Source organism: Roseovarius sp. EL26 (assembly GCF_900327775.1).
GTDB lineage: Bacteria > Pseudomonadota > Alphaproteobacteria > Rhodobacterales > Rhodobacteraceae > Roseovarius.
This window is the reverse complement of the sequence record NZ_OUMZ01000005.1, coordinates 136411-149233: the sequence shown is the minus strand read 5'-3', so window position 1 is coordinate 149233 and position 12823 is coordinate 136411. Positions and strand designations below refer to the sequence as shown.

Below are 12823 nucleotides of genomic sequence, written 5' to 3'. Positions count from 1 at the left end.
CATGCCCAGGCGCGCACGAATCCTTCTTTGTCTGACAGCACTGCTGGCCCTCAGTGTAGCTGAAAAGCTACTGTATGAGCACTGGGTCAGGGCCACAGAATTACCAACAGTTCTGTCTGAAACCTCAACCGAGGTACGTGATCGCAACGGCAATCTGCTGCGGGTCTATACCGTTGAGAATGGCCGTTGGCGTTTGCATGTTTCGCCAGATCAAGTTGATCCAATCTACATCGACATGCTGATCGCCTATGAGGACAAGAGATTTTACCGCCATACGGGCGTCGACCCTGTCGCCATGCTCCGCGCCAGCGGGCAGGCTCTGTTCAACGGGCAGGTTATCTCGGGCGGTTCAACTCTGACAATGCAAGTCGCTCGCTTGCTAGAAAACAGTGGCACAGGACATTGGACCGGGAAACTGCGCCAGATGCGCGTCGCCTGGGCGTTAGAACGGCACTACAGCAAAGATCAGATCTTGCGGCTTTATCTGACTCATGCGCCCTTTGGTGGCAATCTGGAAGGAGTACGCGCGGCCACTTTGGCATGGTTCGGCAAGGAACCTCACCGTTTGACCATGGCGGAGGCGGCACTTTTGGTGGCTCTGCCACAATCCCCCGCTGCACGCCGCCCGGATCAATCGCCAGACACGGCCCGTTTGGCGCGCAACCGCGTACTGGAACGGATGACGCAATACGCAGTACTGACACCCAGTGCTGCACAGGCGGCACAATCTGAGCGCCTCCCGCAGACCCGCAGGCCCTTCCCAGCACTGGCCCCGCATATGGCTGACGCGGCGCGGCGCAATCAACCAACCCAAACACGACACCACCTGACTTTGGATAGCTCGCTTCAGCGCAGCTTGGAAACCTTAGCTAAATCCGCCCTGCGCGATTTGCCCAAAACCGCCTCAATCGCAATGGTTGTTTCCAATCACCAGACTGGAGAAGTATTGGCTTCGGTCGGTTCAGCAGATTACAGCGGCGCGGGGCATCGCAGCGGCTATGTTGATATGGCACAAGCGGTTCGATCCCCGGGTTCAACGCTCAAGCCATTTATCTATGCCATGGCATTTGACCGTGGGCTTGCACATCCGCAAACCCTGATTGATGACAGACCCCTCTCTTTCGGCGTTTACACCCCACAGAATTTCGACGGCCAATATCGCGGCGTCCTGCCTGTTGCTGATGCGCTACGTTTGTCACTCAATATTCCGGTGGTCGCCCTGTTAGATCAGATCGGCCCTGCGCATCTGATGGATTTGATGCGTCGCAACGGGGTGCAAGCGCAATTGCCCGGAGACCAGGCTGGTTTGGCCATCGGACTGGGCGGTGTTGGTGTAACACTCACAGATCTGGTTCAGCTTTACGCCATGCTGGCCAATCAGGGGAGAAGCCGCCAATTGATCTGGCAGGCGGCCGACACTTCTCGCGAAGGTGCGCAAATACTCTCGCGTTCTGCGGCATGGCAAGTAAGCGATATTCTCTCCGGATTAGCGCCTCCGCCCGGTGCACCACATAATCGGTTGGCCTATAAAACAGGCACGTCCTATGGCCATCGCGATGTCTGGGCCATTGGGTTTGACGGTATGCATGTAGCCGGAGTTTGGATCGGAAGGCCCGATGGCACGCCACTACCCGGTGCCTTCGGTGGTGATCTGGCCGCACCGATATTATTCGAAGCATTTCAGCGCCTCAAACCTGAGCTTGATCCGTTACCCCCACCGCCGCCAGAGACGTTACTTTTGTCGACCGCAGAACTTCCGGCGCCTTTGCGTCGTTTCACCGGCCGCAATGCCCCGTTTGAGAAATCCCCTAATGCGCCCAAGTTGATCTTCCCGCCCAACGGCGCACGGCTCACGCTTGATGCTGGCATGCTACCGGTCAAGCTGCGCGATGGAGAGCCGCCTTTTGTCTGGATGGCAAATGGCATTCCGGTGCTTGGCGGTCAGCATCGACGCGAGGCGTCTTTGCCTGCACTAAGCGCAGGATATTCCGAAATATCGGTGATTGATGCAAAAGGCCGCGCCGCACGGGTGACCGTGCGGCTTGACTAAGGTAAATTAAAGCCGTTCCAACGCCAGCGCGATGCCCTGGCCGCCACCGATGCACATCGTAATCAATGCGCGTTTACCACCGGTGCGTTCCAGCTCATGAAGGGCTTTGATGGTGATAATTGCACCCGTCGCTCCGACCGGATGACCCAGCGCAATCGCGCCGCCATTCGGGTTCACCTTCGCTGGATCCAATCCCAACTCTTTGTTTACTGCCAGCGCCTGTGCGGCAAAGGCCTCATTGGATTCAATGACATCAAAATCACCAGCGGTCAGGCCCGTTTTCGCGAACAGATTTTGCACAGCAGGTACAGGGCCAATACCCATGACCTCGGGCCGTACCCCTGCATGGGCGTACCCAATGATCCGCGCCTTAGGTTTCAGACCTGCGGCCTCGGCTGCATCGGAACGGGCAAGAACCATCGCTGCAGCACCATCGTTGATACCACTGGCATTACCAGCCGTCACAGTGCCATCTTTCTGGAACACCGCCCGCAAGCCTGCGAGTTTTTCCACTGTTGTAGCTTTCAGGTGCTCATCTTGATCAAACGGGATCAAGTCCCGCTTGACCTTGACCTCTACCGGCACGATTTGACTGTCAAAATAGCCCGCCTCAACAGCCTTGGCCGCGCGGCTTTGACTTTCAACAGCAAACGCATCTTGTGCGTCACGCGAGATGTCATGCTCGGCGGCAACATTCTCAGCAGTCACCCCCATGTGACCAGTGCCAAACGGGCAATTCAACGCGCCCAGCATCATATCAAGCGTGCGAATATCCCCCATCTTTGCGCCCCAACGCTGATCAGGAATGATAAAGGGCGAGCGGCTCATGTTTTCTGCGCCACCGACAAGAGCAAAATCCGCATCTCCCAACATCAGGGACTGCACGGCCGAGACAATCGCCTGCACGCCAGAACCACACAAGCGATTCACATTCATAGCGGGCGTCGTATCGGGAATGCCGGCCGCCATCGCCGCGACCCGGCTAAGGTACATGTCTTTGGGTTCAGTGTTGATCACATGGCCAAAAACAACATGACCGATCTGTTCTGGTGCAACACCAGAGCGCGCCAGTGCGGCCTCGGCCACAGTTGCGCCCAGCTGCGTTGGCGGAGTTGCAGCCAATGAGCCGCCAAAAGTGCCAATCGCTGTGCGCGCGCCATCCAGCAGAACAATATCTGTCATTGTGATATCCTCAGAAATAAAAAAGTTATTCGAAAGCTACTGACATTGCCCTGATCGGTCCATCGCAACGTTCCGTCACGCGCACCGGCCTCATGACCTCGGCGCGTGACGGTTGCATTGATCAGGTAACAGAGAAGCTCAAAGGTTTAACCTGTTGGAACTTTCCGGTGCCTTCCAACAGCGCGACAACATCTTGCGGCACATGTGCATCGACATACAGCAAGGCAATCGCCTCACCTCCGGCGGCATCACGACCCAAAGTGAAGTTCGCAATGTTCACACCGTTTTCACCCAAGGTTTGACCCAATGTACCAATAATCCCAGGGACATCGTCGTTGGTTGTGTAAAGCATATGCTCGCCAATCTCAGCATCGATGTTGATGCCTTTGATTTGGATAAAGCGCGGCTTACCATCCGAAAACACCGTGCCCCCGATGGAGCGTTCGCGTTTATCCGTCACGACCGTCAGTTTGATATAACCTTCAAACGCACCGGATTTGTCTTGCTTAGTGGTTGAGATTTGAACACCACGCTCTTTAGCAACTACTGGGGCGGAGACCATGTTTACTTCAGGATTTACTGATTTCATGATCCCGGCTACGGCAGCACAGGTCAATGCATCCAGATTCATATCTGAGACAACACCATCATAAAGGATGTTGATCGCTTTGATCGGCTCATTCGTCATCTGGCCAATGAAATCCCCCAGATGCCCGGCCAGTTTGATCCATGGCGACATCACCTTGGCCTCTTCTGCAGTGACCGAGGGCATGTTCAGCGCATTACTCACTGCACCGGTCAACAGATAATCTGACATCTGCTCTGCGACTTGCAGCGCCACATTCTCCTGTGCCTCGGTTGTCGCTGCGCCAAGGTGCGGAGTGCAGACCACATTCGGCAGATTGAACAACGCATTGTCTGTGGCTGGTTCCGCACTGAACACATCAAATCCTGCACCAGCGACGTGACCGGATTTCAGCAATTCGGCCAATGCCTCTTCATCAACCAGACCACCACGGGCACAGTTGATCACGCGCACGCCCTTTTTGGTTTTGGCAAGGTTTTCGCGGCTCAAAATATTGCGGGTTTGATCGGTCAACGGCACATGTAGGGTGATAAAATCTGCACGTGGCAGCAGGTTTTCAAGATCGACCTTTTCAACGCCCATTTTATCGGCCTTTTCTTCGCTCAGGAACGGGTCATATGCGATCACCTTCATCTTGAGCGCACGCGCACGATCGCAAACAATGCCACCGATATTCCCAGCGCCGATCACGCCCAGTGTTTTACCCGTCAGCTCAACCCCCATGAATTTGGATTTCTCCCACTTCCCGGCATGGGTCGAAGCGCTGGCCTCGGGCAGCTGCCGCGCCACGGCGAACATCATCGCGATGGCATGCTCGGCGGTTGTGATCATATTGCCAAAGGGCGTGTTCATCACGATCACACCTTTTTTGCTGGCGGCTTCTTTATCAATATTGTCGGTACCTATGCCCGCACGTGCGATGACCTTGAGGTTATCCGCCGCTTCAAGAATCTTGGGCGTGACTTTCGTGGCCGAACGGATCGCCAGCCCATCATATTGGCCAATGATTTCGCGCAGCTTGGCCTTGTCTTTGCCAACATCAGGCATGAAATCCACATCAATGCCGCGATCACGGAAAATCTGCACAGCGGTTTTAGACAGTTTATCAGAGACGAGTACTTTGGGAGCCATGGTTCTGGTCCTTTATCGAAAATGTTTGGAAAGGATGCGCGAGGTCGCGCAACTGTAAATTCAGGCCGCTTCGGTGAGCGCGGCAATCTCAGCCTCAAAGGCCCATTCAATCCACGGCATCAAAGCCTGAACATCCGAAACCTCAACCGTGCCACCGCACCAGATCCGCAAACCCGGAGGAGCATCGCGATACGCCCCGATGTCAAAAGCCACACCTTCAACTTCAAGCCGTTTAGCGATTGCTTTGGCGAAGCTTACCCCATCCGAAATGCGTGGATCGGTAAACTTCAGGCAAACTGAGGTGTTGGATTGCGTCACAATATCGTCAGCCAGATTTGCGATCCAATCGTGTATCTGAACAAAATCATCCACAGCTTTGGCATTTGCATCTGCACGTGCGATCAGCCCCTTCAGACCATCAACGGAGCGCGCCCAGTCAAGCGCATAGAGGTAATCCTCAACCGCAAGCATTGATGGTGTGTTGATCGTCGCGCCTTCAAAGATGCTCTCGTTCAGTTTGCCGTTTTTGGTCATCCGAAACAGCTTGGGCAGCGGCCAAGGTGGGGTGTAACTTTCCAACCGCTCCACGGCGCGCGGGCTCAGCACCAGCATCCCATGCGCGGCCTCGCCACCCAGAACCTTTTGCCAACTGAAGGTTACGACATCCAATTTGTCCCATGGCAGTTCCTGCGCGAACGCGGCTGAAGTGGCATCGCAAATAGTCAGCCCAGCGCGGTCATCATTGATCCAGTCGCCATTGGGAACCTTCACACCAGCGGTGGTGCCGTTCCAAGTAAAGACGACGTCATTGTCGGTATCAATTGTCGTCAGATCAACGATGCGACCATAATCAGCTGTTTTCACTTCAGCATCTAACTTCAACTGTTTTACCACATCGGTGACCCAACCCGCACCGAAACTCTCCCACGCCAGCATCTCAACTTTGCGTGCGCCCAACAAGCTCCAGAGGGTCATTTCTACGGCGCCGGTGTCCGAGGCAGGCACAATCCCGATACGGTAATCCTCTGGAACCCCCAATATATCGCGCGTGCCTTCAATGGCTGCCTTTAATTTTGATTTTCCCACAGCCGCACGGTGGCTGCGCCCCAAAGGCGCGCTGGCGAGGTTATTCAGATCAAATGTAGGATATTTGGCGCACGGGCCCGATGAAAAACGCGGATTAGCCGGCCGCGTCGCCGGTTTCTTAAGCTCAGACATGGTATCCTTCCAGATAAATGCCCCTCGTTGGGGAGGGGTGTCCCACTCACGGGCTTACGCCCCTGTCAGCTCTTTCGCAAGTGCAGAAATGGCGCTATAGCGGCAATTGAATCGCGAAAAGCGACGAAAAAGGCTACGATCGGAAACACGCCCTCATGTACATCGCCTCATTAATCACCTCCGCTGGTGCATTGGAACCTGCACTAATTGATGCCTTGCGAAATGCATGGGGTGGAGGCGATGTGATCTGGCTTAGCCCGGATGAAGCCGCCGAATTTTCCATTACCACTATTCCCGAAAACCGTTGGGATGTCTGGGCAGACTTGCAAAAACAACATGTAGATTTGGTTGTTCAGCCTGTTAAAAATCGCCGCAAAAAAATGCTACTGGCTGATATGGATAGTACCATGATCAATCAAGAATGCATTGATGAACTGGCGGATGAGGCCGGCGTTGGGGACCATGTCAAAGACATCACCGCACAGGCGATGAATGGTGAATTGGACTTTGATGGAGCCTTGATCGAACGCGTTGGGCTGCTCAAGGGATTGGACGTCTCAGTCATCGACGACGTTCTGCGCAACCGGATCACCCACGCTGCGGGCGGTGCAATTCTCTTGGAAACAATGCGCGCAAACGGGGCTTATGCGGCATTGGTGTCTGGGGGGTTCACCGCCTTCACGCAACAAGTGGCCCACGATTTGGGCTTTCATGAAAATCGCGCGAACACTTTGATAACAAAAAATAATGCTCTGACTGGAGAGGTCGGTCATCCCATTTTAGGGCGCGAGGCAAAAATTCAGGCTTTGGAAGAAATCACCATAAAGCTGGACATTGATGAGAGTGATGTCATCGCCGTTGGTGATGGCGCAAATGATCTGGGCATGTTGCATCGCGCAGGGGCCGGTGTTGCCCTACACGCCAAAGAAAGCGTTGCTGCGCAGTGCGATATTCGGATCAATCATGGTGATCTGACAGCGCTACTTTACCTTCAGGGATATACGCGCGACGAATTCGTTACCCCCTAAACAAGCGGCACCAACGCCTATCACGCTGGTGCTAAGTATTTGTTTATGCTGCCAATACCGCGCGGGTCTTTTGCATCATCAGTGCGGCGCGGGCGGCTTCGCGGCCTTTCTCAACAAAGTGCGCAGCAAATATGGTGTTGTGATGATCCGTCTCTTGGTATTGATGCGGGGTGAGGGACACCGAGAGTACTGGAACACCGGTGTCCATTGCGGCGCGCATCAGGCCATCGACGACGGATTGTGCAACAAAATCATGGCGATAGATACCACCATCCACGACAAAAGCCGCTGCTGCGACGGCTAAATATTGGCCGGAAGCAGCCAGATCGCGGGCCAGAAGTGGCATTTCAAACGCGCCGGGGGTGTCATAGACATCGACCTGCTCGCGGGGGATCAGTTCGCAAAACCCGTCAAGTGCGCGGGAGACGATGTCGGAATGCCAGTTGGCTTTGATAAATGCATATCGGGTGGGTGTCATGGTTCAAATCCTTTCCTATCGACACTTTCACCCAAGGCGCAGGACGACAGGACAAGGGATATAAGCCCCTGATAACCCTGACGTTCTCTTCCCTCCGGACTATGACCGTCGGCTCTGGAGTTGCACCAGATCTGCTGACACCTCCTGAAATATCAAAAGGCCGCTCGCGGGCTTGAGGCACGTGCCCCTTACCGCCGGTGGGGAATTTCACCCCGCCCTGAGAACAGGTTTACTATGCTTAGAAGTCGGGAGATTCGACAATAGGGAATTTACATCGCTGAACGTTCTGATAGCCCAGATAACCACCCAAATTTGTGTACAACCTGTACAGCCTGTACGCGGGTTATGAACACAAATGCATTGTCCGGGTCGTTTGTTGCGTCGTGTGTTAATGGTGGGCGGAAATTTCCCACCCTATGGTTTACAAGAGTGCCGCTGCTGGTTTGATCAGGCCTGTGTCGACACCGCGTCGGTTCAGGATTGGCGCGTTCATACGTTTGAGTGCGGCTGGATGATCAGCATCCAGCAAGCCAAGGCGGACCAGAAGGGCGGCGATGGTGCACTCGGCGGCGCGGGTGGAGCCATCGACAATTTTCAGCGCAATACCCAGTTTGCGGGTCGGGATGATGGCGATGAAAAATGCCTCGGCCCCGGTTTTGAGCGCAACCGGTTCTTTGCAGGCGCGCATCAGCTCAGTACAGGCACGGCCTTCGCCGGCGACCAATTCAGGGTGTTTGTTCATCGCTTGCCACAGACGGACGGCGGCGGATTGGCGGGCATCTGTACCGTCCTCGGCGGCGGCAAAGAAGGCCATCGCACGGGCCATGCCATGCAGGCTGGTGGCGAAGTTCGGAGCGGAACAGCCATCGATGCCAAATCCCGGTGAGGTTTCGCCGGTCACGCCCTCAAAAGCATCAAGACAGGCCTTTTGCACCGCGTGATCCGGGTCGATGTATTCTGCGCTGCCACCTAGATGCTGGTTCAACGTCAGAAAACCTGCGTGCTTGCCCGAACAGTTATTGTGATACTGGCACGGGCTGTCGTCGGCGAGGATCAGGGCATCGCGCGCGGGCTCGTCATCGGGCACCTGTGGGCCGCACCGCAGGTCGGACTCATTCAGCCCCAGTTCAGCCAGCCAGGCATGTACAGGATCGGTATGGATGGCGGCACCGTTGTGAGACGCGCAGGCCAATGCAAGCTGGGCAGAGGTCAGGCCACGCGCATCTGCCGCGCCGCTTTCGATCAGCGGCAGCGCTTGGATCATCTTGGCCGAACTGCGTGGCAGGATGGTTTTGGTCGGGTCACCCCACGCCTCGACAATTTGGCCGGAGCCATCGCAAATGACGGCATGCCCTGCGTGAACGCTTTCAAGGATCGGGCCACGCCAGATTTCGGTCATCAGAACAGGTGCGGTCATTCGATCTCTCCAAGTTTACAAGGTCGCGGAATTTCGCCAATTGCGTCTTTCACATCTCGCCTGTTTCAGTCTAATATTGCAATGTCGAGCAAGAATTGGCCGTATCTCGCAAAAAAGTCCAGTAGTGGACAAATACGGCCTACGGAATTTGAGGCAAACGGACAGCTGGAGGCTGGACATATGATACGACGTATAACACGCGGTGTGGCTGGCGCGGTTTTCGCATTGGCAGCGACCGGCGTTATGGCACAAGAGACAAGCACCAATCAGGTGGCGGCAAAGACAGCCTGGAGCGTCTTTGAAGAAAAAAGCCCCAAAGAGTGCTGGGCAGTGTCGGCACCAACGGAAACAGTCAATACCAAGGATGGCCGCACTGTGGCCGTGCGCCGCGGTGACATTCTGTTGATGGCCTTTTACCGACCTGATGCCGGGGTCAAAGGCCAGATCGGTTTCACCGGTGGTTACCCCTTCGCAGGTGGATCAACCGTGAACATCAATGTCAGCGGCAACGAGTTCGAGCTTTTCACCGAGGGTGAATGGGCTTGGCCTGCCAGCACGGCCGATGACACTAAGATTATTGCAGCCATGAAACGTGGGGCAAATGCAACACTGACCGCCCGATCCGGCCGTGGCACGATCACCAAAGACACGTTTTCGCTGTCTGGTTTCACTGCCGCGATCGAAGAGGCAGCCAAGCGCTGCCCATAAGCGTATTTAGTTAAATTTGCCCTGCCAACATGGCAGGGCATCTCCGACTGCCGGGGTCGCCGCATAGATGGCGCGTGCAATTGCGCGAGCCATACACTGCGCTGCAAAATGTCCCAGCCACATCAACTCTTCAACTTCTGTTGTTCTAACAGTTTGTCCGGTGCTAACCGCGAAAATCAGGTCCCCATCTAGCGGCGTGTGTGACGGCAGTAATGCCCGTGCATATCCATCATGCGCTGCGGTAGCCATGCGGGTGCATTGTGCCTGTGTCAGTGGGGCATCGGTGGCGATAATGCCGATCGTAGTGTTGGCGTGCTGGCTAAGCTTGGTCTGTGGGATTGTCATTGATCCGATGTCAGGAGCCACACCTTTGCCGCCAAACTCGGTGCCGATCTCAAACGGTGCGGCCCAGAACTGTGGACCGTCCCCAACCGTGGCTTGCCCCAACGCATTCACTGCCACCAGCGCGCCGACTGTGTGGCCCGAAGGCAAGATCAGAGAGGCGGAACCAAGCCCGCCCTTGAGGTTGGCCGTGGTGGCCCCGGCCCCGGCCCCGGCGGTTCCGATTTCGAACTCTCTACCCACCTGTGCCAAGGCCCCGGCCCCCAGAGACTTATAAGGGTTTTTCATCCAATCCTTGTCACCCCCGTTGATCAGGTCAAACAGGATCGCAGCTGGCACAATTGGCACGTTCTGATCACCGACGGCAAAGCCGCGCCCTTGTGTGCGCAAGGCATCAGCCACACCCGAGGCGGCATCAAGCCCAAAGGCCGAGCCCCCAGACAGGACAAGCGCATCGACCTGTTCGACAGTTTTGTCAGGGGCCAAAAGATCGGTTTCGCGTGTCCCCGGTGCGCCGCCCATGACCGAAACGCCCGCAGTCAAAGGCGCATCACCAATTAGGACCGTTGTGCCGGTTTTGATCGTATTGTCTTGGGCATTGCCAACCTTGAGGCCGGTAACATCGGTGATCAGGTTCAGGGGCCCGGGTTTAACGTGCATGAAATATCCATCTGCATGAGTTGAAAATTTATCTTGCCAGAATAATCAGAATGAGCAAGAACAGGCGCAGGCCGGGGCGATGGCGTCGCCCGCCCGATATGGGCAAGGCCGTCTATCATGAACAGTCCTGAACGCCGGGACCTTTCTTTTATAGGAGGGTCGAATATGACTGCACGTCCTGAAATGTATCGTTTCCACAATGGGGAAAAGGCGCCGCTGCCTTTTGCCAGCTCTGAATATGACGCACGGCTGAAAGGTCTGCGGGCTATTATGGCCGAGGCGGGTGTTGATGCCGCTGTCTTCACCTCGATGCACAACATCGCCTACTACAGCGGTTTTTTGTATTGCGCCTTTGGTCGGCCTTATGGCTTGGTTGTGACCGCGACGGAAAGCGTCACAATCTCTGCCGGGATTGACGCGGGTCAACCGTGGCGTCGAAGCCACGCAGACAATATCACCTATACCGACTGGCAGCGTGACAATTACTGGCGCGCAATCCTGTCCGTGACAGGTGCGGGCAAGGTGATCGGCTATGAAGGTGATCACCTGACGTTGATGCAGCGCGACAAACTGCTCGGGTTCCTGACGCCATCGTCAACCGTGGACATCGCGGGCCACACCATGCGCCAGCGGATGCACAAATCAGCTGACGAGATTGCGCTGATCCGCAAGTGCACGGCGATTGCCGATGTGGGGGGCTATGCCATCCGCGATGCGGTCAAAGAAGGCACGCGCGAGATTGATGTCGCCATGGCCGGTCGTGACGCGATGGAGGCGGAGATTGCACGGGTGTTCCCTGATGCGGAATACCGTGACACGTGGGTTTGGTTCCAATCCGGCATCAACACCGATGGTGCGCACAACCCGGTAACCGCGCGTCAATTGCAACGTGGTGACATCCTGAGCCTGAACACCTTCCCGATGATCTCGGCTTACTATGTGGCGCTGGAACGCACCATGTTTGTCGGCGAGGTGGACGCGGCCAGCCTGAAGATCTGGGAGGCCAATGTGGCGGCGCATGAATACGGCATGAGCCTGCTGAAACCCGGTGCCAGCTGTGCCGAAATCACCCATAAGATCAACGACTTCTTTGAAGAGCGCCAGCTGCTGCAATACCGGACCTTTGGCTACGGCCACTCGTTCGGCGTGCTGAGCCACTATTACGGTCGCGAGGCCGGGCTGGAACTGCGCGAAGACATCGACACGGTGCTGGAGCCGGGCATGGTGATTTCGATGGAACCGATGCTGACCATCGCCAACGACCAGCCGGGTGCCGGTGGATACCGCGAACACGATGTTCTGGTCATCACCGAAGATGGCAACGAGAACATCACCGGCTACCCCTACGGACCGGAATTCAACGTGGTTGGATAAGACAAAGGAAGGCGGTCCAATGGGCCGCCTTTTTGATTGGGCAACATCACTAATAATTGCGCTTATTGGTGCAATTCTAGTCCATTTATAAATGGCAGCTTTGCGCAGAGAGCGGGCTTTGCAAAGTCTGCGGGTTTCTGACCGGGGTGCGGACTTTGCTGCCGTTCCACGAGGCTTGTTCAATAGCTGCTTTTTGAGGCGGTGGCAAAGTTGCGATTATCGCTTCCTTCCGGCACTATCATTAAATGCATGATTTACCGCCTTGGAAAACCAGACCAGACAATTCGCACTCGGGGCGAATATTGGCGCTCGCGAATTGTGTCTTCGACTTTCACTACCACACCGAGCATCACACGATTGATGGATTGATCAAAACCTTCGACAACAAGTGCGCGGGTGATCTCGAAAAAGCGGCCCACGTCTTAGTTCAGTGTGGGTTTACCCGCTTCATAGATGAAATACACCGACGGAGTGTATTTTTGTGTTCACCTGCCAGTTTTGAGCAAATTGCTCACGCTGAGGGCGCGTGTCGCGTGGATGTTCAAGAGGTGTGTGAAGCAGTTGTGTGGTTGGCTGAGGGCCACTTCGCGTCGAGCGAAGAAATTGACTATCTGGCGGGTTTGGTCAAACACCAGTAGCAGACATTCAT

Annotated in this window: 11 protein-coding genes and 1 riboswitch; of the genes, 4 read left to right on the top strand and 7 right to left on the bottom strand. The window is 55.5% G+C overall.

Annotated elements, in window-relative coordinates; translation table 11 throughout:
• Nucleotide 1 precedes the first annotated feature (1 nt).
• A complete protein-coding gene (pbpC, locus tag D9A02_RS02635) occupies nucleotides 2-2050 on the top strand; it encodes a penicillin-binding protein 1C (protein WP_120499423.1) in 2049 nt (682 codons plus the stop codon).
• Between the two features lie 6 nt (nucleotides 2051-2056).
• Here pbpC and D9A02_RS02630 read toward each other — a convergent pair whose 3' ends face one another.
• From D9A02_RS02630 to D9A02_RS02620, 3 genes are all read right to left on the bottom strand, one after another.
• The gene (locus D9A02_RS02630) at nucleotides 2057-3232 is read right to left on the bottom strand and encodes an acetyl-CoA C-acyltransferase family protein (protein ID WP_120499422.1); all 1176 of its coding nucleotides are present in this window, start codon (nucleotides 3230-3232) and stop codon (nucleotides 2057-2059) included.
• A gap of 121 nt (nucleotides 3233-3353) precedes the next feature.
• On the bottom strand, nucleotides 3354-4949 hold the full coding sequence (gene serA, locus D9A02_RS02625) for a phosphoglycerate dehydrogenase (protein ID WP_120499421.1): 1596 nt from the start codon (nucleotides 4947-4949) through the stop codon (nucleotides 3354-3356).
• A gap of 60 nt (nucleotides 4950-5009) precedes the next feature.
• A complete protein-coding gene (locus D9A02_RS02620; RefSeq protein ID WP_120499420.1) occupies nucleotides 5010-6167 on the bottom strand; it encodes a phosphoserine transaminase in 1158 nt (385 codons plus the stop codon).
• A gap of 155 nt (nucleotides 6168-6322) precedes the next feature.
• Here D9A02_RS02620 and serB point away from each other — a divergent pair, with 155 nt between their 5' ends.
• Nucleotides 6323-7195: a phosphoserine phosphatase SerB gene (gene serB / locus D9A02_RS02615; RefSeq protein WP_120499419.1), complete on the top strand. Its 873-nt coding sequence runs from the start codon at nucleotides 6323-6325 to the stop codon at nucleotides 7193-7195.
• Between the two features lie 43 nt (nucleotides 7196-7238).
• Here the strand turns inward: serB and D9A02_RS02610 are convergent, their stop codons facing one another.
• On the bottom strand, nucleotides 7239-7673 hold the full coding sequence (locus D9A02_RS02610) for a 6,7-dimethyl-8-ribityllumazine synthase (RefSeq protein WP_120499418.1): 435 nt from the start codon (nucleotides 7671-7673) through the stop codon (nucleotides 7239-7241).
• A 78-nt stretch (nucleotides 7674-7751) separates the two neighbouring features.
• Nucleotides 7752-7902, bottom strand: a riboswitch (FMN riboswitch).
• 192 nt (nucleotides 7903-8094) lie between these two features.
• A complete protein-coding gene (locus tag D9A02_RS02605) occupies nucleotides 8095-9090 on the bottom strand; it encodes an asparaginase (protein ID WP_120499417.1) in 996 nt (331 codons plus the stop codon).
• Between the two features lie 180 nt (nucleotides 9091-9270).
• Between D9A02_RS02605 and D9A02_RS02600 the strand changes: the two genes are divergently transcribed.
• Entirely contained in the window at nucleotides 9271-9798 is a 528-nt protein-coding gene (locus D9A02_RS02600) for an invasion associated locus B family protein (protein ID WP_174232020.1), read from the top strand.
• 6 nt (nucleotides 9799-9804) lie between these two features.
• On the opposite strand, the gene D9A02_RS02595 is transcribed toward D9A02_RS02600, so the two are convergent.
• Nucleotides 9805-10800 carry a P1 family peptidase gene (locus D9A02_RS02595; protein ID WP_120499416.1) on the bottom strand — a complete coding sequence of 332 codons (996 nt, stop codon included), beginning with the start codon at nucleotides 10798-10800 and terminating at the stop codon, nucleotides 9805-9807.
• A gap of 165 nt (nucleotides 10801-10965) precedes the next feature.
• Here D9A02_RS02595 and D9A02_RS02590 point away from each other — a divergent pair, with 165 nt between their 5' ends.
• Nucleotides 10966-12174: an aminopeptidase P family protein gene (locus D9A02_RS02590; RefSeq protein ID WP_120499415.1), complete on the top strand. Its 1209-nt coding sequence runs from the start codon at nucleotides 10966-10968 to the stop codon at nucleotides 12172-12174.
• 254 nt (nucleotides 12175-12428) lie between these two features.
• Here D9A02_RS02590 and D9A02_RS19125 read toward each other — a convergent pair whose 3' ends face one another.
• Nucleotides 12429-12593, bottom strand: a complete 165-nt coding sequence (locus tag D9A02_RS19125; protein WP_162932938.1) for a hypothetical protein — start codon at nucleotides 12591-12593, stop codon at nucleotides 12429-12431.
• Nucleotides 12594-12823 lie beyond the last annotated feature (230 nt).